We start from the raw sequence: 21,639 nt of genomic DNA on the forward strand, positions 1-21,639 counted from the left end.
TGGAATGTTCAGGTTCGACTTTCGCGATGAGCGTCTGGCCTGCGGTTGAGTTCCTCTCACTCGCGATGGTGACGAGGACTCGGGCAGCGTGATTCCCAACTGCTACGCAGCGGTCATACCCGCAGGGTGCTCCCAAGTGTTGGTGGCCGACGGGCAGCGAAGAGGATGTGGGTTCCTCCATCGCGGGCGCCAGGGCTGGCGCAGGCTTCGGATTCGTAGGCGAGGAACCGCTCCCAGAGCTGTGGGCGGTTCTCGATATCAGAGAGGGTGGTCGGGTCTTCAAGGCTTGCCCAATTGCTAGCGGATCCTCCGGCGATCTCGCCTCCGGACTCGGCCACGAGAGTGGCGACGTGCTCCCAGGTGAACATGCGGCAGACGTGGATCATGCCCGGCACGTGGCGTAGGTCGCCGGTCCGGATGACGGCGTCGGTGACGGCGGTGCCGTAGCGGATGGCGAGCTGGGTGGCGCCGGGGAGCCTGGCGCGCCAGCTGCCCCATAGGGACATGACTGAGGCGACCACGACGCCGTTGGATCTCACGATGCGGAGGAGGCCGGCGAGCGCTTCGCGCTCCTGGTCGAAGGCGTAGGAGAGCGGGCCGCCGTAGGCGAGGACGAGATCGAACGAGGAGTCGGGGAAGCGGCTGGTGTCGCGGACGTCGAGGGTATGTCGCGCTTGGACGGCGTGCTCGGCTCCGGCTGCGGTGACGTTGACCTCGTTCAGGTGGAGTTGGACGGGAGAGATGTCGGTGACGACGACGCGGGTGCCGCGCTCGGCGAGTACCGCGGTGAAGCGGCCGGGGCCGGCGCCGATCTCCAGAACTCGGTGACCTTCTTTCAGGTATCGCTCCAGGAATCGGCGGTGGATCTCGAAGGACACTCGGCCTGCAACGTCTTTGGTGAGCCGGTCCTGCTCCTGCTCGGCGAAGTCGTCGTAGTAGCGGCGGATGGCGTCGACGGAGCGGTCACTGCTGGGCGTGCCGTCCGAGGTGTCTGCCAACCTGCCTCCGTCCGTGTGCCGAGCGCGGCTGTGGCCTGTCCACGTGCTCTGGCCCTGGGCTTCTCAAAACGGAGCGTTTTGGTCGTGGCTCCGCCACTAGAATGCGGTCCCCGTCGTGATGTCGGCGTGAGTGCCGCCGCGACACTCCGTAGTGTCACCGAGAGGACGGTCTCCGGTCCCATGCGTTGGTCCCAGCTGTACGTGCCCACTCTCCGGGAGGACCCGGCGGACGCGGATGCGGTGAGCCACCGCCTGCTGGTGAGAGGAGGGTTCGTCCGGCAGCTCATGGCCGGCCACTACTCCCTGCTGCCGCTGGCCGTGCGCGTCCGTTCCAAGATCGTGGAGATCATCCGTGAGGAGATGACTGCGATCGGCGCGCAGGAGTTCGTCCTGCCCGCTCTGCACCCGGCGGAGATCTGGCAGCGCAGTGGTCGCTGGGAGGTGATGGGTGAGGAGATGTTCCGGCTCAAGGACCGCAAGGGTGCGGACCTGGCGCTCGGCATGACGCACGAGGAGATCTTCACCGTGCTGTCGCAGGAGCTGAAGTCGTACCGGGACCTGCCGCAGATGTGGTACCAGTTTCAGACCAAGTTCCGGGATGAGGCCCGCCCGAAGAGCGGCCTGTTGCGGGTGCGCGAGTTCACGATGAAGGACTCGTACAGCTTCGACGTTGAGTCGGCCGGACTAGATCGCTCCTTCGACCTGCACAAGGCCGCCTACGAGCGGATCTTCGCCCGCCTGGGCCTGCCTGCGATCCCGGTGCAGGCGTCCAGCGGCAGCATGGGCGGCAGCGCGTCGGTGGAGTTCATGAGCCCCTCGAACGCTGGCGAGGACCTGGTGGTCCGTTGCCCGGGCTGCGACTACGCGGCGAACACCGAGAAGGCGACCTCCGCGCTGCCGGCCGTGGTGGACGGCCCTGGCCTGGATGCCCCGGAGCGGTTCGACACCCCGAATGCGCGCACCATCGACGAGCTGTCCCGCCAGCACGATGTGCCGGCCGAGCGGCAGATCAAGACGCTGGTGTATGTGGTGGACGACCAGCTGACCCTCGTCCTGGTCCGCGGTGACCACGCCCTGGTCGAGCAGAAGCTCATCGACACGCTCGCCGCAAAGGCGGTGCGTCCCGCGACCGCCGAGGAGATCCAGGCCGCGCTCGGCGCCTCCCCCGGCAGTCTGGGCGCGGTCGGCGTCGCCGAGCTGCCCGTCCTCGCGGACGAGGCCCTGCGCGGCCGGACCGACATGACCACCGGCGCCAACACCGACGGCGTCCACCTTCGCGGCGTCTCCGTCGAGCGGGACATCGCGGTACAGCGCTGGGCGGACTTGCGCGAGGTGACCGCCGGCGAGCCCTGCCCCCAATGCGGCACTCCGCTGGAGGTTGTGGTCACGATCGAGGTGGGCCACATCTTCAAGCTCGGCCGCAAGTACACCGAGACGCTTGGCGTTACCGTCCTTGGGCGGGACGGCGAGCGCGTTGTCCCGATCATGGGCAGCTACGGCATCGGGGTGGAGCGGGCGCTCGCCTCCCTTGTGGAGACGCACCACGACGACAAGGGCATCGTCTGGCCCGCCGCCGTCGCCCCGTTCGAGGTGGCCGTCATCATGCTCGGCACCAGCGACGAGAAGGTGGTCGAGGCCGCCGAGGGCCTGTACCGGCAGTTGCAGGGCGAGCGGGTCGACGTGCTGCTGGACGACCGCGACGAGCGGCCCGGCGTGAAGTTCCGCGACGTCGAGCTGATCGGCATCCCCTACCGGATCACGGTCGGCGCCCGCGGACTGGCCGACGGCACGGTCGAGGTCACCACCCGGGCCACCGGCGAGACCCAGTCCGTGCCGGTGGCCGAGGCAGTGGAACACGTCCGCAAACTGCTGACCTCTGCCGCGTAAGAGATCGGCTCGTCAGCCGGTCACCTGGTGGACCGCCTCGGTGAGAAGCGTCTCCGGGTAGCAGCGAAGGATCTTCGCGACGCTGCGCGCCTGGGTCTTGTAATGACCCAGGCGCGCACCTTCGCTTCCAGGGCATCACCAACCTGCACTCGCAGGGTGGGTGGTAGCCGCATCGCCTCAACCTGCACGGGGTCCAGGAAGCCTCGTCTGGCCGGTTCGGTGTACGGAGTCGTGCTGGTCACCACCAGTACCTCCGGGGTGGGGTCGTAGCGGTCGAGCGCGGCAAGAGCGATCCGGTGAGCGGCACAGTGGCCCTGGTGGCCTTTCATCCCGTTGGGCGAAGGCCACTACTTGGTGTGCCCAGCAACAAAGTGTGTCGAGCACCGGGTCCGCGGTCCCTCGTTCAACGCCCCCAGACGGCCGTCGGACAGGTTGTGCTCTGCCGTTCCGCGACGGTGTACCCGGATGGCGAGGAGCAGACCAGATGCTGCGCAGCCTGTCGCAGTTGAGAAGGTCTCTGGACAGTGCCTACTCGGCCGACGGAGTCGATTCATGCGCTGAGCGTTCGACGCGACGACGGAAGAGGATCTCCGCGAGCCGTCGCGTCTTCCACTCCGGCCACTCTGCGACCTCGATGTGGACCTCAGTCCCGCCGCTCTTCCAGCAGTTGTACTGGCCTACGGATGTCCCCTGAGGGTGGTCACACCCGGCTGGCTCCTTGGTCATGGTGGGAGCATCCCACACGCGGGCCCGCTCCTGGCAGGAAGTCGTGCAGCGTCCTCGCCCCGCGTTACCGGATTGGAGGCGGAGTTCCCGCTATTGGAGGACCAGGTCCTGGTGGATGCGCTGGTGTGGTGCGACACGACCGCGAGGACGGACGGCACACAGAAGACGGCCGAAGCACGGGTCGGCGAGATCCTCGGTCGTTACGGTGCCGAGAGTGTGGTGGGCCGGTTCATTCGCCGGGCGGCGCCGGAGATCTTTGCCGCAGTGGCGCGGGTGGAGACGGCTCTGACCGTTCAGCCGAGGTAAGGGTAGGCGCCGGCGAGGTAGTCGCCGATCTGCTGGCGCATGCTGGCGTGGATGTCGTACTGATCGAGGTCGGCGGCCTGGACGAACCGGACGCCGTCGGCTTCGTCGTTGATGGCCGGCTCGCCCCCGACGGGGCGGCCGATGTAGGTGTTCTCGTACTGCTGCCGGATCTCTCCGTCGGTGTAGGCGACGATGTGGTTCGGGTTCGTGTACACGCCGAGGAAGCCGGTGATCTCGGCGACGATGCCGGTCTCCTCCAGGCACTCCCGTACGGCGCACTCGGCGGCGGTCTCGCCGATGTCCTGGGCTCCGCCCGGGAGGGCCCACTGGCCGGTGTCGCGGCGGCGCTGGAGCAGAATGGCACCTTCCTCGTCCACGACGAGCAGGTTGCTGGCGGGGATGAGGGTGTTGGCCTTCGGCGCGTTCGGGTCGTTGTAGTACTCGGTCCTACCCATGGGCGGTGTTCCCGTCCTGCTCTGGCGTCCAAGGCCGCGCACCGGCCCAGACGGCATCGAAACTCTGAGCGTAGTTGTCGAACCACCCAGTGGTGTCCGCCCTCTGCAGATGCAGGAGCACTCGCCGGCTGCCCGAAGACGTGCGGGTTGACCCCGGACTTCGCCCTGGCCGCTGAGCAGTTGGGCCTCGGCTGCGCGCCCCTCCTCATATGCTTGCTGCTGCCTGTCTCGAAGCGTCAGCCCACGCATCGGCGAGCTGAGCGCGGAGATTGGCCTGGTGGGCGTGATGGTGCTGCCGCTCCAGCCGCCAGGCGCAGAGGTGGCAGGCCGCGAGTATGACAGTCTCGCCTTCGACGGTGAGTGTGCCCAACTTGGCGACTTGGGTGACTTCCTCGCACTTGAAGCAGAACCCGGTCGTCCAGGCGAAGCGGAGTCGGAACTCGGCGGGCGGGTTACGGTCACGTCGGAGTCTCACGTCCTGTCGCTCCAGCTCGACCGAGGTAGAGGGAGAGGGCTGGACGAGGTGACGTCGCGGCGGTGGATCTCGCGCTCGATGACGAAGGCGACCTCGGGCCACGGCAGCGCCATCGGTGAGGTGAGATTCCAAAAGCCGTGGCTTGCCCGAACCAGAGCGCTGACTCCGAGTGGTGCGGCGTCAGCGGGGATGGAAGAAAGGACGCGGCGGAGTACACCGCCGGCCCCTCGTGCGGCCGGGGCGATGCCGTTACCGACGAGCAGTGTCGCGGTTCGAACGGCGTCGAGCACGTCGGTGGCCACACCGGCCGTCGTGAAGCTTCCGAAGGACAGCTCCCACCAGGGGCGACGGGTGCGGGCCCAGGCTACGCGCTCAAGGCCGGAGCCCAGGTCCACGGCCATGCAGCGGGGATCCGCAGCATTCCAGAGCAGGACGATGTCACCGATGGGAAGGTCCAGGTGTCGGAAGTGCACTGTCAGGCCGCGGACTTCGCGGCGTTGCCAGATGGCGTTGCGGCCATGGATGGTGAGGTGTCTGGCGTGGAGGCCGATGCCGGACAGCACGGTGAGCCAGTGATCGAGGATCTCGGTGAATTCGGCTGTGCGAGTGACGGGTTCGATGCGCGAGATGTTGACGAACGAGGTGAGGAACCCCTCCCTCAGGGCGCCGGCATGGTCCCGCTCACCGGTCAATCGGACAACCGGCTGGGGAAGGTATCCACGGCGGAAGACGTACGGCTTGCCGTCCTTGAGGAGGGGGTCGGCTGCCTGGACTGCGGAGATCGTCAGCTCGGTGTCCCTGCCCCACCGCATGGGCAGCGGCCTCGCACGGGCGACGCCTGCCGCACGGAAGCCACTCTCCAACTTCTGCAGAAGACCGGCCCACTGGAGCGGTTGACTGGCCGGCCGGTACGGCGTCCCTCGGTCGCGGTGGCGGATCTCGAAGCGGCCGTCGCTGCCGTGCTCGATGTCCCACTGTGGGCCGAGGCCGAGACGGCCGCTCAGGAGATCGAGCGGCCTCGGCGGTGAGTCTGTGGTCAGCACGGCCTGGTCGCCAGAGTGCGGAAGTGCCGCTCGGGGTCGAACCGGTTCAAGCCGATGTCCTGCACGGTCGGCGCGTCGAGTCCCAGGCACCGCTCGATCGCACGGGCAAGGACCAGAGCCGCGTCCTCGTCGTCGTGCTCAGGATCGACTCTGGCAACGGCGCCGGTGCTCTCGCACAGAGCCGCCTCCGCGCATGTGCCGTCTCGCCAGCAGAGCGCGGCGACGGGTGTACCGGCGCGCAGGGATTCCCCGAACACGGCGGCGCCGGCCTCCACGTAGCTTCGCGAGGCGGTGTAGACGTAGACCGATGCATCGGAGAACGCGGCCGTCTTGGCCGCACCTCCGACCTCTCCGACCCAGCTGACGTGATCGGCGGCGAAGAGGGCCTGGTGCCGTCGCACGTAGTCGTTGTCGAAGACCGGTCCGACGATGCGTATCCGCCGGCCGAGTAGCTGGGCCGCGCGGACCGCGAGGTGCGGCGCCTTCTCCTCGTCGATCCGGCCGAGCCAGACGAGGTCGCGGCCGCGCCATGCGGGAGGTTCGGCTTCACCGAGACCGAGGTGGACCGCGTGCTCCAGCACCGGCGTGTGGGCGGCGTACAGCCCCGCCATCTCGGGCGAGTAGCAGTACAGCCGGGAGCGCTTCGCGTCGAAGGCGTCGGCGGCGTGCCGGAAGACCGGCGAGTGCTGGAACGTCGCGACGTCGCAGTCGAGATCGGCCCAAACCCGGCGCCACTCGGGCAGCGACGGGTACTCGTGTCCGACCACGAGCAGGTCGTAGCCGGTGGAACGCAGGTCACGAGCCTGCCGGGTACCCGGCTGGAAGTCCTCCAGTCGGACCGGGCGCAGTGCCCAGTCGTCTGCGAGGTCGGTCCTCCAGCCGGGGCCGAGGAGGTGTACGTCGGCGCCTGCGGCTCGGGCGCCTTCCGCCACTGCCCAGAGCCAGCGTTCGATCCCGCCGTAGCCGACGGGCGGGAAGGTGTAGCTGCTGGGGAAGTCGCAGATGCCGACTAACACTTATGCCTCCGTTGTTCCGTCCGCCGAGATCCGGCGGAATCCGAGGTAGGACACCAGCGCCTCGGGCAGGACGATGGAACCGTCCTGCTGCTGGCACTGTTCGAGAAGGGCGGCCAGAGTGCGGCCGATGGGCAGGCCGGAGCCGTTGAGAGTGGCGACGGGCTTGGTCTTGCCGTGTTCGTCCCGGGTGCGGATGCCCGCACGGCGGGCCTGGAAGGAGCCGCAGTCAGAGACAGAGGAGATCTCGCGGTAGGTCTGCTGGCTGGGCAGCCAGACCTCGATGTCGTAGGTGATCTGTGCGGAGAAGCCGAGGTCGCCAGCGGCGAGCTGGACGACCCGGTAGGCCAGTCCCAGCTCCTTGAGGCAGGCTTCGGCGTGGCTGAGCATCTTCTCCAGCTCGGCCTGGGAGTCCTCGGGGTCGCAGATGCGGACCATCTCGACCTTGGAGAACTGGTGCTGGCGCAGGATGCCGCGGGTGTCGCGGCCGTAGGAGCCGGCCTCAGAGCGGAAGCACGGGGTGTGCGCGGTGAGGGCCAGGGGGAGTTCGGCGGGCGGGATGATCTCGTCCGCGTAGAGGTTGGTGAGCGGGACCTCGGCGGTCGGGATCAGGAAGAGCTCGCGCTCTCCCATGCCGGTGGCGAAAAGGTCCTCCTCGAACTTCGGGAGCTGGCCGGTGCCGGTCATGGTCTGCCGGGTGACGAGGTACGGAACGGCGTGCTCGACGTAGCCGTGCCGCTTGGTGTGCAGGTCCAGGAAGAGCGTCGCCAGGGCGCGCTCGATGGCGGCGCCGGCACCGCGCGAGACGCTGAACCGGGAGCCGGAGAGCTTGCTGGCACGAGCGAAGTCGAGGATGCCCAGGGCCTCGCCGAGGTCCACGTGGTCCTTCGGCTCGAAGGAGAAGGACGGCGGCGCGCCGAAGCGACGGATCTCGACGGCGTGCTCGTCCGAGTCGCCCTCGGGGGTGCTGTCGAGCGGCAGGTTGGGAATGGTCAGCAGGAAGTCGCGCAACTCCTGCTGCACCTGCTCCTGCTCCGCCTCGGCCGACCGGATCTCTTCCTTGAGCTCGCGGGCCCGGTCCTTCAGCGCCTCGGTGTCGCCGCCCTGGCGAGCCGCCTGCTGGACCGCCTGGGCGACCCGCTTCGACTCGGCCCGCAGCTCGTCCACGCGAGTGACGAGCTGGGATCGGCTGGACTGAAGAGACTCCAACGCAGAGAGATCCAGGGTGTAGCCGCGGCGGGCGAGGCGGTGGACCGCCTCGGAGCCCATCTCGATGAGGGCGCGGGGATCATGCATGGGAGTTCGTCTCCTCCAGCTGGACAGATGGTCCATCGAAGGTAGCAAGCGTGCGATGGTCTTCTGGCCGCGATGACCATCCGCCCGCTGCGGCGCTCTCCTGTTCCTCCGCATGCAGGACTTCGAGCAGGGACGAAATGAGGTCTTCGAGTTCGCCGTCGTCGATCCTGACCAGGTACAGGCAGGGCGCCTCGTTGAAGAAGATCGGCATGGCCCGCCCGGGGGCGTTGCGCCAGGTCTGTCTGTGCCAGCGCAGCACGGAGGCCAGCAGGCCGTGTGCGACGACGATCCGGGGCGAGGGCAGCTGGAGTGCGCTCCGGAGGCCGGCAAGCATTCTGCGGATGGCTACGCGTTGGGACTCGGCGGCCCCGGGCGGGCGCTCCCATGGTCCGGCGGCGACGAGCCAGCGTGCGTACTCCGTGAAGAGGCCGCCTTCGAACTGCCCGTAGTCCACTTCGTTCAGCGCGGGCTCGACCCTGATGGGCTGATCGGGATCGGCCATCAGCAACCGGGCCGTCTCACTCGTCCGGGCGAACGCCGAGGTGAGCCAGATCTTCGGTTGAACGGCAGCGAGCGCCTTGCTACTGGTTCGGCAGGCGGCGCGTCCCGCTGGATCCAGTGGAAGATCGACGGTCGGGTCGCCGTTGACCCGGTGAGCCGCGCTGTAGTGGGTGCTGGAATGGCGTAGAAGGTAGGTGGTCAAGTCTGGCGGCCCTTCTCAGGTATCGCCGTGAGATCGAGGTCGCCGGCGAGCCCTGCGATCACCCGCTCCATCACGGAGGCTCGGTGGTCTCCCACTTCGCGGTAGTAGAGGAGTCCGTCCACGCAAAGGGCGAGGCTCCAGTGGCGTAGGCGTCGAGGATCGAGGCCGGCGGTGGTGACGGCGATCTCGAAGCGGTCCCGTGTGTCGGTGCCCAGGTTGTAGTAGACGGTCCAAAACGCCCAGTCGAAGACCTCGTCGCCGACCATCGGCAGGGGGTCCGCCAGGACCGGGTTCCGGCGGTCGTCGAAGAGGACGTTCTCGCGGTAGACGTCCGCATGAAGGACCGATGCCCGTGCCGCGTCCGGGCGTAGGCCGGTGACCAAGCGCTCGCCGAGCCTCGCCCAGTCGACCTCCAGCTGGGGGCGTTGCGCCGCCAGGCGACGGTGCACTCGGGGGACCAGCTCGCATTCGAGGAAGTCGTGGAGGCTGGGTAGTGCTGCCGCCGTGGTGTTCGCGCTCCGGCCGAGGCGATGCAGTTGCCGCAGAGCGGCGGCTACTGCCTCGTGCTCGTGCATCTCCGGGCCGACGGATCCGCCGGGTACGGCTGCCACCATCTCCAGGGCGGCGACGCCGAGGTCGTCCGCGTGCTCAAGCACCCTGACGGCCGGGCCGGCCGCCCAGATGCCCAGTGCGATCATCTCGTTGCGATAGCGGCTGTGGTCGGGCCATGCCTTCAACAGGACCTCGCGCCCGCTGGTTCGCTCGCGCGCCACCATCACCAGGGATGCGTGGCCGGCGTCGTGATAGCTGTCGAGGGTCAACTGCCAGCGGCGTGCGGCTTCGTTGAAGACCTCAGGGGCGCGGGCCAGCCACCCGTGGACCCCCGGACCGTAGTGCTCCCGGAGCCGCTGCCAAGCGCTGCGCGGGGTCAGGAGCGTGGGCGATTGGGTGTGCATCAGCTGAGCCGGACGCCGTGGTGGACGAGCTCGGCGGTGAGCTCCGGGAAGCCCCCGAGGGCAAGGGCGACCTGGGCCTGCACCTTCTCGATCTCCGGGTCCTCGGCCGCGAGCCGGACCAGGACCTTCCAGGGCTGGTCGAGCCGCTGGCCGGTCGCGCTGACCAGGTGCACCTCGGCGTAGCTGCCGGTCTCGTCGTACAGGCGCTGGGCGAGGCGGGTGGCCGCGAGGTTGTAGAGCTTCCCGACGTGGTAGACCGGGTTCTTTCCGCTGGCCCCTTCGAGGTTCATCGGGCGGAGCGGGGTGATGAGGCCGTTGACCCGGTTGCCGCGACCGACGACGCCTTCGTCGCCGGACTCGATGGAGCTGCCGGTGTAGGTCAGGTAGAGCTCGTCCTTCTCGGGGACGTCGCGGGCGTTAAGGAGGAAGGTGATCTCGACGCCGGGGAGGTGCTGCTCGGCGAACCGGGCGCACTCGGCCAGGACCTCCTCCTTGTTGGCGAGGTACGCGGCCCGGTCGGGCACGTGCTCGGACTTCTGCGGGACGCACAGGATGGCCTCGGCCTGGACGCCGTCGAAGTGCCCCATCAGCTTCACGTCGGAGCCGCACCAGGGGTTCGCCCGGGTGAACTCGCTTACGCCGGAAAAGTGGTTGACGAGCGCGTGGGCGAACTGCTCGAACGGGGCCATCGGGGCCCAGCCGGTGCCGAGCGAGGTGTCGTTGGCGATCAGGGTGTGGCGCTCGCGCAGGTCGTCCACCGAGCGGGGCGCGAACCAGCGCGAGCGGTCGGTGCCGCTCTCGTCGGTGACCACCGCGCCGGGGCTGGGGTTGCTGGTGATGTTGAAGACCAGGTCGAGGTGGCGCGCGAGCTCGGGCAGCCGGTCGTGAAAGAAGGCCATGACGGCCTGCTCGACCAACTCCCGCACCGGGATGCCCTCACCGCCGCAGGCGTATGCGGCCCGACCGTTGACCAGCACCTTCACCGGAGCCGTCATCCGGCCGGCGCCGTAGCGGACCTCGCAGGAGCCGCCGAGCAGGGCGAGCTTGTCGAAGTTGTGGTGGAGTACGGCGCCGAAGCGGTCGAGCGTGTAGCGGCTGTACACGCGGGAGAGCTCCTCGGCCAGGTGGTCGGCGAGGGTATCGGGGTGGCCGAGTCCCTTGCGCTCCAGCAGGACGAGGTCGGTGGGGAGCGGACGCCCGGTCTCGATGGTGATGCTGCTGTTCTGCACGGTCGTGCTGACTCGCTGCATGGCGATCTCCTCTTCGGTCGGTCCGGCTACGGCGGGCAGCACGCGCGTTCGCCGCGCGCTGATGTGTCGAACGCCTGCACCCCTGGCCCGTCGCGGTGTGTAATGGGCGGTGAGCGCTCGGAAATATTCAGCCCTGCCGGTGAGCCGCCCGCCCAGTGCCGGCAATCGGACAGCGGCCCTGTCCACAAGAGACGCCCTGGGGGATCACATGCCGCGACCACTCAAGCCTCTGGACCCCACCCGATCCGTGGCCCACTGGTTCGGCGCGGAACTTCAGTACTGGCGGAAGCTCAGGGGACTGAGCCAGGACAGGCTCGGACAGTTGGTCCACTTGAGTGGGGACCTGATCAGCAAGATCGAGCGGGCGGAACGGCCGTGCAAGCTTCACCACGCCCAGGCGTTAGACGCGGTCTTGGAGACCGGCGGAGTGCTCGCGCGAAGCGTCGTGCTGGCCGAGGCTGAATTGGACAACCGGCCAGCGGTAATGGACAACCGGCGCAATGGGGCCGTCAAGCCTCCCCGAGGGGAGGTGCGCGGGGGCACGCTGAAATTGCCACCGCCCGCCTACGAGTGGAATGAGTCCGACCCCGTGGAACGACGCAACTTCCTTGCCGTGACGAGTGCAGCACTCGCCGCCGGTCCCCTGGCCCAGCTCCTGACCTCCACCCCGGCCACCGCGGTACCCGCGGTGGTTCGGCCCGCCGACGTCGAACAGATCCGCACCGCAGCGACCACACTGCGCAGCTGGGACAACCTCTACGGTGGAGCCGGCGTCGTCCGCGACACGGCGCTCGCCCAACTGCGCTGGGCTGCCGGTCTCCTGAACAGTCGCTGCCCCAGTTCGTTGCGGGCTGAGCTGTTCGGAGCCGTCAGCCGTCTGGCGACCGTGGTCGGCGCGTCGGCCTTCGACGCCTTCGCCCACGAAGACGCCCGCCGGCTCTTCGCCTTCGCCACATCCTGCGCCGAGGAAGTGGACAACTGGCCGCTACGCGCCATCTCGTACAACCTCCGCTCCCGCCAGGCCATCTGGCTTGGAGAACCCGATGCCGGTCTCACCTTCGCCGAGCTCGGCCTGGCCCGCGCCGACCGGCTCTCCCCCGCGGAGCAGTCCATGCTCCACAACGCCCGGGCGCGGGCCCTGGCAAAAATGGGTCGAGCCCAGCAGACCATGGCCGCGATCGGCGCGTCCGACGACTCGTTCACCTCGATCACCCCGGCCGCCGAGGGACCGTGGATGGCGTACTACGACGGCGCCCAGCACCACGGCGACACCGGCCACGCCCTGTTCGACCTCGCCCTCGCCGGCCATCCGCCGCAGGAAGCCCTACGGCGCCTCCAGGCCGCAGTCAACGGCCACGGCGACGGATTCGCCAGATCCCGCGCGTTCTCCCGAACCAAGCTCGCCACGCTCCAGATGGCGGCCGGTGACCCCGAGCAGGCGTTGGCCGAGGGCCGGAGCGCCCTCGCCGAGGTCAACGACCTCAGCTCGCTGCGTGCCAACCACGAGCTGGCTGAACTCGGCCGAGTCGCCCATCGCCACCGCAACCTTGGCGACATCCGGGACCTGCGGGAACAGATCGCCGCTACGGTGGCAGCGTGAGCAACCTGGAGCACTCCCACTCCCTACTGCTCATGTCGTGCGCGGCGGTCGGCCTGTCCGCAGCGGGAGCCGAACCGATCCGGATCGGGGAGAACGCCCTGTGGCGATTGCCGCAGGGGATCGTGGCTCGCATCAGCCGCCCTGGACAGGCGGCTGCTGCCGGGCGCGAACTGGCAGTCGCACGCTGGCTGCGCGACTGCGGAGTTCCTGCAGTTCGCCCCCTAGAACACCTGCGAGAGCCGGTGGATGTCGACAACAACCCCGTGACCTTCTGGCACGAGCTACCGCCGCACCGGCCAGGCACCGCTGCCGACATCGCGCCGCTCCTGCGACGTGTCCACGAACTTGCCGTTCCTGAATTCCCGTTGGGCCAGCTTGACCCGTTCGTTCGGCTGGCCGTCAGGATCGACGGGGCCGCCACTCTCGACGACACGCAGCGACAGTGGCTGCGCGACCGCATGGAAGAGCTCCAGGCGGCATGGCTGAGCCTCCCGCCGGGCCTACCCGCGAGCGTCATCCACGGGGATGCGTGGGGCGGCAACGTAGCGGTCACCCCGACCACCACCTACCTGCTCGACTTCGAACGAACCTCCATCGGGCCTCCCGAGTGGGACCTCACCGCTACCGCCGTCGGCTTCAGCACCTTCGGCACCGTTTCGGACAGCGAGTACACCGCCTTCTGCGAGGCGTACGGTGCCGACGTGATGACCTGGCCCGGCTACCCGGTGCTGAGGAGCATCCGTGAGCTCCGGGTCACCTGCTTCGCTCTCCAGCACGCGGCGGCCGATCCAGACCGGCACCGGGCGGAAGCTCACTACCGTCTCTCCTGCCTGCAAGGGCAGAACGGTCCACGCCCCTGGGGCTGGACAGCTGTCAGCTGATATGCCGGTCAGAGAGACCGCCGCAGGCGACATCAAGCCGACATCTCGACCGGCGAGTTGGCCGGCCCCGGCTGGGTCAGGCTGCCTTGCCCGCCTCGTGTGGCTCGGCTTAGCCGGCGATGAGGCGGGTGGCAAGGGTGCGTTAGCCGGCGGCGAGGCCTTCGAGGACCTGGTGTGGACAGCGCGCCATGATCCACGCCATGGCGCTCTCAGAGTCGGGACACTCCCTGCGCACTCACGCCACGCTCCAGAACGTCAGCTGCTCACGACTCTCCCTCGCCAGCACCGTCCTCCAGCACGCCCCCGACTGGGCGGATCTTTCCGACCTCTACCCCACAGCGGACAGGGGCGCCGGCCAGATGACCTCTACCGCGTGAGAGGTCGACTCGTCAGTCGGACCATCTTTCCGAACATGAACGCGCGAGGGCGGTGGGGCGGGAGAGCTGCGGTGGCAACCGTAGAGACATGGACCGGTACCGAAGTCAGGGCGCTGCGTCAGGCGAAGCGGATGAGCATCGAATCGTTCGCGCTCACCTGGGCATCAGCGCCAAAATGGCGTCCAAGTGGGAAGCCCGAGGTGTGGACATCACGCCCTGGCCGGTGAACCAGGCGGCCTTGGACACGTCCCTGGCCTTGTCGGACACCGAGGTGCACGAGCGCTTCTCCCGACTCACCGCCGGGTCGTCCTCGGTGCTGCCCCATGCGGGTGGCGACGACGGCATGGCACTCTCCCGCCAGCAGCTGCGGCACCCGGGCGACGGCCGGCAGATGGCGCTCGTCGACGCCACCTCCCACCGCGCGCCCCGTGGAGGGAGCTTCCCGGACGAGCTGCTCGACTACCCGGCGGTCTTCCTCACCTGGGACGACGCAGCAGCGCACGCGCAGTGGGCCGGCAAGACCCTCCCACCGCGCCACCAGTGGGAGAAGGCCACTCGCGGAACGCGGGGCCACGTCGACCCGTGAGGCGACCAGCCGACGCCGGCGAAGTGCAACAGCCGCGAGAGCGGCCTCTGCTCCACCACTCCCGTGAGCTGCTACCACAGCGGTGTGCGCCCGTACGGGGTCTACGACCTGTGTGGGAACACCTGGGAGTGGTGCGAGGACCAATCCGCCCCAGGGCGCCACGAACTCAAGGCCAGCGCCTTCACCAGCCCGTTCGCCCGTGCCGTACCGTCCGCCTTCAACGACGCGGCGTCGACCATGCTGGACGACGACACGGGCTTCCGCTGCTGCGCGGTGGACCTGCCCGTCCCGCCCGACCTGTCGTAGCGGCCCGAGGGTGCGGCGGGTGCCCGCAGGCACCTACCCTGCGGTGGCCAGGCCGCCCAATCCCAAGCCGCCCGTCTTCGCCGAGAGCAGGGCCGCCCTGACGCGGGCCGCACCGCTGCGGGCTGCAGCCTCGCCACCGCCGACCCCGACCGTTCGGGGTGCGAGGCCCGCGCAGGGGCCGCAGATGCCCGGCTGGGGCACCGGGTCGTGGCACTTGGCGCACTCGGCATACCGGGCCGCTGCGGGACCTACAGCGGCCTGGACGGGCGGCATCTTGCGCTCCAGCCGGTTGCGGAGCACCGCCGCCGGTGAGTGCATCGGGGCGGGCAGGCCCGGAAGCAGGGCCGCGGCGAGGTCGGCGGGGGTGCTGCCGCGTTCCAGCCACTGGGTGACCAGGGGTGCGAGCTCCTCGGCTTCGGCCTGGCCGAGGCGAAGGCGCGGTTCGGGGCGGATTACCCGGAATAGGGTGGCGACCGCTTCGCGGACCTGCTTGTCCGGCACTGCCGAAGGCTCTTCGGTGTCCAGTGGGTTCTTCTCCCGCCCTCCCGCCTCAGCTTGCGGCTCGGTGGCGGAGGCGGCCTCCGGCTGGTCGGTCTGCTCGGCGGGGAGGGAGGGTTCTTGGTACCGGTCCTTTGGAAGGGTGTCAGGACGGCCGGTGGTCGCTTCACCGGAGACCGGACGGGTGGCACCCGGCAGTGCGAGCTGGGGGGTGTCGTAGACGTGGGTCTCGGTGCGGATGGTGCCGTCGGGCATTCGGATCTTCGCGACGCGGTAGTAGCCGGCGTCGGTCAGCTCCTTCAGGGCCTTGCGGATCGCGCCGCGTCCCTGGGGGCTGGTGTCGGCCATGTGGCGTCCGTCCTCGCGCCAGCCGTCGGGGCGGGAGAGGAGGTCGGCGAGCAGGCCGCGGGCGGTGTAGGACAGCTGCCGGTACTGCAGCACGCAGTTGGGCAGCACGGTGAAGTTGCGCACGTGGGCGCTACGATGGACACGCATCGGGAGTGTCAGCTCCTGTTGCCGGACCCCGGGGTGTTACCAGCACCGCCGGGGTCGCCTATTTTCGGTTGGACCAGCGAACGTAGCACACGTACTGCTGGAAGATCGACGGGATCGTTAGCGATCACGATCACATCCTGCGACCGTTACCGGCAGGGCAGTTGGTGGGGTGCGCCTCTGCCCGCTGGTGGTGCCCCACGGTGGTGTCACCGGCTGGTGACACCACCGTGCTGTTCAGGCCAGGTTCCAGACGGCTCCGGCGAGCAGTCCGTCGAACCCGAGGCCTCGGTACATCTCGTCGAACGAGGCCCACTCCCGCAGCGGCTCGCCGTCGTTGCCACGCGCGGCGGTGACGTGGGCGGTCTGCAGGTCATGCTCGCGCCATTCGTGGGTGCAGCGGCACCGCACGAATACCAGGTTCCGGACCTGGACGAGGAGCCAGTCGCGGGCGGCATTGCACATCGTGCAGGTGATGGTGATGCCGCGGGGGTTGAGGGGTTGGGGGTGGGGGACGGCGAGGACGATGTTGCGGTGCTGGGGGTCGCGGTCGGGGTCGGCGGGGTTGGTCAAGTGTGGTGCCCTTCCACGTCGGTGACGGTTGCAAGCACCACACGACGTCGGGCGGGCGGGGATGCTTCCCGATCGCGGAAGAAGACATCAAACCGTCACCCTGGCCGGGCGGGTGCCGGGCCGGGGTGACGGTGGTGGGTCAGTCCTCGGTGGGGATGAGGATCGGGCCGTTGGGGGCGGCGATGGCGAGCAGGCGCTCGTATTCGGTGCGGTCGTGGCTGGTCATGATGGCGACGGCGTCGCGGGCCACGCTGCCGGCCGGGAGGTTGGCGAGGTACCGGAGCAGGAGGGCGACGATGGCTTGGGTGGCTTCGTCGAGCTCGCGCGCGGCCGCCGTCTCCTGGTGGCCCAGTTCGAGGGTCGCCTGGAGTTCTGCCTGGGTGGCGCTGTCGGCGAGGGCGCGTTCTTCCTTGGTGAAGGGGCGTCCGTCCTGGTGGAGCAGGGTGTTGGTGCTGCGGTACTGCGAGTAGTCCGCGTTGAGCAGCAGGTCGACGACGTTGGTGCGGATGGTGTGCTGGGGCAAGGAGGCTCCTGGGTGTCGGAGGTTGGGGGTGCGTGGTGGTGGGGTGTTGCGGGGCGGCCGGCGGTGCGCGGGCTGCAGAGTCCTCGGCGGCCGGACCGGGGGTCTTCGGCTGTTCCCGTGACTGCCAGCGGGGCTGCCGGTAGAGGTGGCGGGTGCCGCGGGCCCGGACGGGTGCGACTGGCCGGCGGTGCGACTCGGATGGCTGTGGGGGTTCAGCGGGTGCGGCGGTGCGGGTCGTTGCCGGTCCGGTGCGGTGGCGGGGGTGTCGTGGTTGCGGGGTTGTGGCGGGTGATGGTGCGGAGTCGGGCTGCGTCGGCGGCGCGGTTGGGGGCGGGGCCTCGGCTGGTGTGCTGGATGCGGCCGAGGAGGACCTTGGCGGGTTGGCGGGCGGTGGTGAGTTCGCGGCGGGCGGCTGCTTCCTGGAGGAGTCGGCGGGGTTGGTGGCCGCCGGTTTCGGCGTCGGCGAGGACGGTGGCGAGGGCGTGCCAGGCGGGGTCGGCGAGGATCCGTGCGGCGTGGTCGGGGACGGCGGCGCGCAGGTCGTGGGTGAGGTCGTTGATCGTCTCCGTGCTGGGTGGGCGGTGGGTGGGGGCGGTGAGGTGTTCGGCGGCGGCCTGGTCGTAGGCGGTCTGGAGGTGCTGGACCGTTAGCTGGGCGGCGTGGGCTTGCTGGTGGTGGCCTCGGGCCCGGTGCCAGCGCTCGGCGAGGATCGCCGCCCAGACGAGGGCGGCGATGAGGGCGGCGAGGGTGCTGCCGGGCCCGTCGCCGGTGCGGAGGATGTCGCGGGCGGCGTGGCGAAGGCCGGCGGCGGCCTGATGGTCGGCGCGGATCTTGGAGCGTTGGGCGCGGGCGAAGGTGCGGGTGGCGGCTCGCAGTTCGGCGCGCAGGTCGGCGGGGGCGGTCTGGGTGGTGGCGTTGAGGATGTCGCCGAGCGCGGTGATCTGGGCCTGCGCGAGCGCACCGTCCCCTTCCTCACCGCCGGTGGTCGTCTCCTCGGTGAGGTGTTGGTGGAGGGTGTCGAGGGTGTCGGTGGTGCGCTGCCAGCCGCTGGTGTGCCGGTAGCGGCGGGCGGTGGGGTGTTCCTCCGGGGCGCCGGCGGCGAGGAGGGCTTGGAGCTTGGGCAGGGACAGGTCGGGGGCGATGGTGCTGCCGGAGAGGTAGTTGGGTGTCCCGTCGGCGTTGAGGTCGCCGGGGCGGGCGAGGGAGTAGCCCTTGAGGTCGCCGGACGGCAGGCGGCGGATCTTGACCTGGATGCCGTCGGCCTCCAGGTAGGCGAGGAGCTCCTCGATGCGGGAGGCGTGGGGGATGGCGTCGCGGATGCGCTCCTCGAGCCAGGTGCGGCTGGGCTGTTTCCAGCCGAGGCGCTTGGCCTTGTGCATCTCGGCCTGGGTGGGGCGCTTGGCGGCGGTGCCGTCACCAGGGCCGAGGCGGCGCAGGCCGTAGTCCTTCTCGATCTGTCGGCAGGCGGTGGCGAGTCGCTTGCCGCTGCCGTGGAGTTTCGGGCGGCGGCCGTCCTCGCGGACGGTGGTCGCAACGATGTGGATGTGGTCGTCGGCGTGGCGGACGGCGATCCAGCGGCAGGCGAGGTCGTCCCGGTCGGGGGCGATGCCGGCGGCAGCCACGATGCGGTGGGCGATGTCGGCCCATTCGGTGTCGGAGAGGTGGCGGTCCTCGGGGGCGGCGCGGACGGGGCAGTGCCAGACGTGCCCGGTGAGCCTGGTGCCGGCTTCGCTGTTGCGCAGGGCGACGGGTTCGTCGAGGTAGCGGGCGAGCTGGGTGAGGGTCGCCTGCTCGTCGCGGCCGGGGTCGGGCATGGCGAGCATGGCGAAGCCGGCGACGATGTGCGGGTCGAGGTGTTCGTCGTGGCGGCCGGGGCCGTAGAGGTAGGCGAGCAGGCCGCGGGTGTTGGAGCCGGGGTCCTTGATGGCGGCGATCACGGGCGGGGCTGGGTCTCCTGGTCGGCGGGCGGGCGCAGGGCCTGGGCGATCTCGGTCTGCAGGCGCAGCAGCCGGTCGATGGTGCGGGTGCTGTGGTCGGGGCGCTGGTAGCCGCCGTTGTCGGCGCGGGCGATCTGGTTGACGTTGTTGCCCAGCCGGTCGTGCCTGCGCAGGAACACCGACCGGAAGTGGTGGGTCGCCCGACGCTCCTCGGCGAGGGGCAGGTCGATGAAGAACCGGCCCTCGACGAACGCCAGGACGACGTCGGCGGCGAACCCGGACACGCCGTTGTAGCCGTGGGCGAGCGCGGCCGCCTGCAGCCGGCCGTGTTCGTCGGGCTTGAACCGCAGCGGGCCGACGCGCTCCTCGCGCTTGACGCCCTCGAAGCGGCGGTTCCTCGGCACGGCGGCGCCGGCCTCGGAGTCGGCGGTGGTGGCGGTTTCGTGGCGGTGGTGGTCGGTGAGGATCGCGCTCTGCGCGGTGTGGAGTTCGTCCGGTTCGGGGCCGCCCTCGGCCCCAAACCCCTGGCCTGGCGCGCCCCCGCGCCGGACCCGCTCCGCCACCCGCGGGGCGGAGACCCCCCGTGTCCGGCCGCGAGTCGGACTCGGGGTACTACTGGCTCCGCCAGGGGTGGCCGTCAGGCCGAACGCCCGCCGCAGGTCACGGGTGAACGCGGGCGAGTCCAACAGCGCGTCCAGACCGGCGTCGGCACCGTCGGTGTGCTCGGGGTTGTGGTGGTAGTTGGTCAGGGGAGTCCTCCTCGATAGTTCGGGCTGATCGGTCGCGGCCAGGTAGGTGAGATGCGGACGGGCCACGGGGGTGGACCGTCCAGTCCGACCCGTCCGGATGACCGGACGGAGTTCCCGTCCGGTCTAGCCGTCCGCGCGACCCGTCCGTCCGCGCGACCCGTCCGTCCGCTTTCGCACCGACCCGTCCGTCCGCGCGACCCGTCCGTCCGCACCGACCCGTCCGTCCGCTTTCGCACGAGCCGTCCGTCCGCGCGACTCGTCCGTCCGGTTCTGCCGAGCCGTCCGTCCGCCGTCCGCGCGTCCCGTCCGGTCCTGCCGAGCCGTCCGTCCGCCGTCCGCGCGACCCGTCCGGTCCAGCCGAGCCGTCCGTCCGCACCGACCCGTCCGTCCGCGCGACTCGTCCGTCCGGTTCTGCCGAGCCGTCCGTCCGCCGTCCGCGCAGACCCGCCCGTCCGGTGTGCGGACGAGTCGCTAGGTGATCGTCATAGCCCGTCCCCAGGTCTGGGCTGCGGTGCGTCGCTTCCGTCTTGCACGCCGAGATCCCTTGCCGCGACTGGCCTGTGCGGGACAGCGATCCGTCGCGCCAAGCGTCCTGGTCGCGTACCGGCCGGCGAGCCTGGTCTGCGGCGAGGGTCTCGTGGGCAGTGCACAGGGTCACGGCTGCCGGTCCGTTGCCGTCTCGGCCGCGGGTTCGTGGCGGCGGGGATGCGACGCCAGGTACGGCATCTACCGCACCCCGAGGGTGGGCTCAGGCGGCTCGGCCGGGAGGGGGCACCGGGTGGACCCGGGGGCAGTAGCGGCGCCAGGGATCGGCGAACCGGTTGAAGGTGTAGCCCTTGCGCTGGGTGCCGTCGGGCATCCGGATGTTGGCCGAGGAGATCCGGTAGTCCTTCAGCAGCCCGGCGAGTCCGCGGGCGGTCAGGCCGCCGCGTCCGTGCTCGGCCCACGGCGCCTCGGGGTCGTCGTTCAGTGACGCGAGGATCGCCGTGGTGGGCAGAGTGTCCGGGTCTCCGTGGGCGACGAAGATCCGGCGGATGTCGGCGAGGATCCGCGCCGAACCGCAGCTGTCCTCCTCGGCCTCCTCCTCCGCAGCGACCATGCACACGCACGCGAGGCGGGCTCGGCGCGGCCAGGAGCCGCCGGCGAGGTCGGCGACAGCGACGAGGGGCTCCCACGTGTCGGCTGCCCGGTCTTCGACCGGCATGTCCGGCTGCAGGGCCTTGGCCTCGTCCAGGACGCGGGCGGCCCACAGGGCGAGCTTGGCGCTGATCTCCCGGAGCAGGACGCCGTCGCGGCGGCCCCGCAGCGGCGCGACGACCTCTCCGTCGGCGCGGCGGCGCATGCGGATCACGACCGACCGGTCCATGACTGTGTCCGGCAGGTCGCCGATCCCAGCGAGGGCGGCCATCGCGAAGGTGTCGAAGTCGCGCGGCTGGTGCCCGCTGCCCGCGGAGCGGGTGACCGGCCGGTTGCGCTGGTGGCCGGCGTTCAGCAGGCCTCGCAGGCCCTCGTTCGTCTCGGCAGCCCGGGAGCTGCCGAAGATGGTGTCGACCTCGTCGACCAGCAGGGTCCTGGGCCGGTCGCTGATCGTGCGGTAGATGGCCGAGGCGCTGGTGTTGATCGTGATCAGCGGGTCGTGGACGGTCTCGACCAGGATGTCGAGGAGACGAGACTTGCCGCACCGCCGGGCCGGGGCCACGATCGCCAGCCGCGGAGCGTTGTGCCACGCCACCTGCAGGTGCGTCGCAGCGACCCACAGTGTGACCGCGTCCAACGCCTCCACGGACGGCAGGATCGCGTACCGGCTGATGTGCTCACGCAGCTCGGCCAGCAGCGCGGCACCCGACGACTCGGGCGCGTCCGGCAGCGCGCCAACGGCCCGAAGGACATCCGCTTCAGGGGTGTCGGTGGCCGACGTCTCCTCGGCAGGGTCGGGAGGGGTGGGCAGCGTGGTGATGGTGGGCCTCCAGACCGCGGCACACGACAGGGGTGGTGCGCGCCGCCAGTAG

At 70.0% G+C, this 21,639-nt stretch carries 18 protein-coding genes and 2 pseudogenes; 5 read left to right on the forward strand and 15 right to left on the reverse strand.

Annotated features, from left to right (window positions below):
• Nucleotides 1-113: 113 nt before the first annotated feature.
• Nucleotides 114-998, reverse strand: a complete 885-nt coding sequence (locus ACGFX4_RS24705; RefSeq protein WP_393078266.1) for a class I SAM-dependent DNA methyltransferase — start codon at nucleotides 996-998, stop codon at nucleotides 114-116.
• Between the two features lie 180 nt (nucleotides 999-1,178).
• Here ACGFX4_RS24705 and ACGFX4_RS24710 point away from each other — a divergent pair, with 180 nt between their 5' ends.
• Complete coding sequence (locus ACGFX4_RS24710) at nucleotides 1,179-2,885, forward strand: proline--tRNA ligase (RefSeq protein WP_393078269.1); 1,707 nt, start codon at nucleotides 1,179-1,181, stop codon at nucleotides 2,883-2,885.
• A gap of 837 nt (nucleotides 2,886-3,722) precedes the next feature.
• A complete protein-coding gene (locus ACGFX4_RS24715) occupies nucleotides 3,723-3,917 on the forward strand; it encodes a hypothetical protein (RefSeq protein ID WP_393078272.1) in 195 nt (64 codons plus the stop codon).
• Here the strand turns inward: ACGFX4_RS24715 and ACGFX4_RS24720 are convergent.
• From ACGFX4_RS24720 to ACGFX4_RS24755, 8 genes and pseudogenes are all read right to left on the reverse strand, one after another.
• Nucleotides 3,905-4,372, reverse strand: a complete 468-nt coding sequence (locus ACGFX4_RS24720; protein WP_393078275.1) for an NUDIX hydrolase — start codon at nucleotides 4,370-4,372, stop codon at nucleotides 3,905-3,907. The two genes, ACGFX4_RS24715 and ACGFX4_RS24720, sit on opposite strands and share 13 nt — an antisense overlap.
• Nucleotides 4,365-4,524, reverse strand: a pseudogene (locus ACGFX4_RS24725) (XRE family transcriptional regulator); the annotation flags it as partial. The gene ACGFX4_RS24720 and the pseudogene ACGFX4_RS24725, both read right to left, overlap by 8 nt.
• Before the next feature lie 319 nt (nucleotides 4,525-4,843).
• Entirely contained in the window at nucleotides 4,844-5,890 is a 1,047-nt protein-coding gene (locus ACGFX4_RS24730) for a hypothetical protein (protein WP_393078278.1), read from the reverse strand.
• Nucleotides 5,884-6,906, reverse strand: a complete 1,023-nt coding sequence (locus tag ACGFX4_RS24735) for a glycosyltransferase (RefSeq protein WP_393078281.1) — start codon at nucleotides 6,904-6,906, stop codon at nucleotides 5,884-5,886. The genes ACGFX4_RS24730 and ACGFX4_RS24735 overlap by 7 nt, the downstream gene beginning before the upstream one ends.
• Nucleotides 6,907-8,199: a serine--tRNA ligase gene (gene serS, locus ACGFX4_RS24740; RefSeq protein ID WP_393078284.1), complete on the reverse strand. Its 1,293-nt coding sequence runs from the start codon at nucleotides 8,197-8,199 to the stop codon at nucleotides 6,907-6,909.
• Entirely contained in the window at nucleotides 8,192-8,902 is a 711-nt protein-coding gene (locus ACGFX4_RS24745; protein WP_393078286.1) for a histidine phosphatase family protein, read from the reverse strand. The genes serS and ACGFX4_RS24745 overlap by 8 nt, the downstream gene beginning before the upstream one ends.
• A complete protein-coding gene (locus ACGFX4_RS24750) occupies nucleotides 8,899-9,858 on the reverse strand; it encodes an aminoglycoside phosphotransferase family protein (RefSeq protein WP_393078289.1) in 960 nt (319 codons plus the stop codon). Before ACGFX4_RS24750 ends, ACGFX4_RS24745 begins: the two co-directional genes overlap by 4 nt.
• A complete protein-coding gene (locus ACGFX4_RS24755) occupies nucleotides 9,858-11,108 on the reverse strand; it encodes a methionine adenosyltransferase (protein ID WP_393078291.1) in 1,251 nt (416 codons plus the stop codon). The genes ACGFX4_RS24750 and ACGFX4_RS24755 overlap by 1 nt, the downstream gene beginning before the upstream one ends.
• A gap of 208 nt (nucleotides 11,109-11,316) precedes the next feature.
• On the opposite strand from ACGFX4_RS24755, the gene ACGFX4_RS24760 reads away from it, so the two are divergent.
• From ACGFX4_RS24760 to ACGFX4_RS24770, 3 genes and pseudogenes are all read left to right on the forward strand, one after another.
• A complete protein-coding gene (locus tag ACGFX4_RS24760) occupies nucleotides 11,317-12,708 on the forward strand; it encodes a helix-turn-helix domain-containing protein (protein WP_393078294.1) in 1,392 nt (463 codons plus the stop codon).
• Nucleotides 12,705-13,589: a phosphotransferase family protein gene (locus ACGFX4_RS24765; RefSeq protein WP_393078297.1), complete on the forward strand. Its 885-nt coding sequence runs from the start codon at nucleotides 12,705-12,707 to the stop codon at nucleotides 13,587-13,589. Before ACGFX4_RS24760 ends, ACGFX4_RS24765 begins: the two co-directional genes overlap by 4 nt.
• Nucleotides 13,590-14,309: 720 nt before the next feature.
• Nucleotides 14,310-14,858, forward strand: a pseudogene (locus tag ACGFX4_RS24770) (formylglycine-generating enzyme family protein).
• 33 nt (nucleotides 14,859-14,891) lie between these two features.
• Here the strand turns inward: ACGFX4_RS24770 and ACGFX4_RS24775 are convergent.
• The 6 genes from ACGFX4_RS24775 to ACGFX4_RS24800 all read right to left on the reverse strand — a co-directional run bounded on the left by ACGFX4_RS24775 (nucleotide 14,892) and on the right by ACGFX4_RS24800 (nucleotide 21,617).
• On the reverse strand, nucleotides 14,892-15,851 hold the full coding sequence (locus ACGFX4_RS24775) for a hypothetical protein (RefSeq protein ID WP_393078300.1): 960 nt from the start codon (nucleotides 15,849-15,851) through the stop codon (nucleotides 14,892-14,894).
• Between the two features lie 234 nt (nucleotides 15,852-16,085).
• The gene (locus tag ACGFX4_RS24780; protein ID WP_393078303.1) at nucleotides 16,086-16,421 is read right to left on the reverse strand and encodes a hypothetical protein; all 336 of its coding nucleotides are present in this window, start codon (nucleotides 16,419-16,421) and stop codon (nucleotides 16,086-16,088) included.
• Between the two features lie 139 nt (nucleotides 16,422-16,560).
• On the reverse strand, nucleotides 16,561-16,944 hold the full coding sequence (locus ACGFX4_RS24785) for a hypothetical protein (RefSeq protein WP_393078306.1): 384 nt from the start codon (nucleotides 16,942-16,944) through the stop codon (nucleotides 16,561-16,563).
• Nucleotides 16,945-17,156: 212 nt separating this feature from the next.
• A complete protein-coding gene (locus ACGFX4_RS24790) occupies nucleotides 17,157-18,881 on the reverse strand; it encodes a relaxase/mobilization nuclease domain-containing protein (RefSeq protein WP_393078308.1) in 1,725 nt (574 codons plus the stop codon).
• Nucleotides 18,878-19,696 (reverse strand): MobC family plasmid mobilization relaxosome protein, encoded by an 819-nt coding sequence (locus tag ACGFX4_RS24795; RefSeq protein ID WP_393078311.1) that lies wholly within the window; start codon nucleotides 19,694-19,696, stop codon nucleotides 18,878-18,880. The genes ACGFX4_RS24790 and ACGFX4_RS24795 overlap by 4 nt, the downstream gene beginning before the upstream one ends.
• A 682-nt stretch (nucleotides 19,697-20,378) precedes the next feature.
• The gene (locus ACGFX4_RS24800; RefSeq protein WP_393078343.1) at nucleotides 20,379-21,617 is read right to left on the reverse strand and encodes a DUF3631 domain-containing protein; all 1,239 of its coding nucleotides are present in this window, start codon (nucleotides 21,615-21,617) and stop codon (nucleotides 20,379-20,381) included.
• Nucleotides 21,618-21,639: the final 22 nt, after the last annotated feature.

It is taken from the genome of Kitasatospora sp. NPDC048365, assembly GCF_043200835.1.
Classification (GTDB): Bacteria; Actinomycetota; Actinomycetes; order Streptomycetales; family Streptomycetaceae; genus Kitasatospora; species Kitasatospora terrestris.

Coding starts and splice junctions, on each gene's coding strand:
- serS (WP_393078284.1), bottom strand. CDS start 8,199: ATGCATGATCCCCGCGCCCTCATCGAGATGGGCTCCGAGGCGGTCCAC.
- ACGFX4_RS24720 (WP_393078275.1), bottom strand. CDS start 4,372: ATGGGTAGGACCGAGTACTACAACGACCCGAACGCGCCGAAGGCCAAC.
- ACGFX4_RS24760 (WP_393078294.1), top strand. CDS start 11,317: ATGCCGCGACCACTCAAGCCTCTGGACCCCACCCGATCCGTGGCCCAC.
- ACGFX4_RS24755 (WP_393078291.1), bottom strand. CDS start 11,108: ATGCAGCGAGTCAGCACGACCGTGCAGAACAGCAGCATCACCATCGAG.
- ACGFX4_RS24775 (WP_393078300.1), bottom strand. CDS start 15,851: ATGCGTGTCCATCGTAGCGCCCACGTGCGCAACTTCACCGTGCTGCCC.
- ACGFX4_RS24710 (WP_393078269.1), top strand. CDS start 1,179: ATGCGTTGGTCCCAGCTGTACGTGCCCACTCTCCGGGAGGACCCGGCG.
- ACGFX4_RS24750 (WP_393078289.1), bottom strand. CDS start 9,858: ATGCACACCCAATCGCCCACGCTCCTGACCCCGCGCAGCGCTTGGCAG.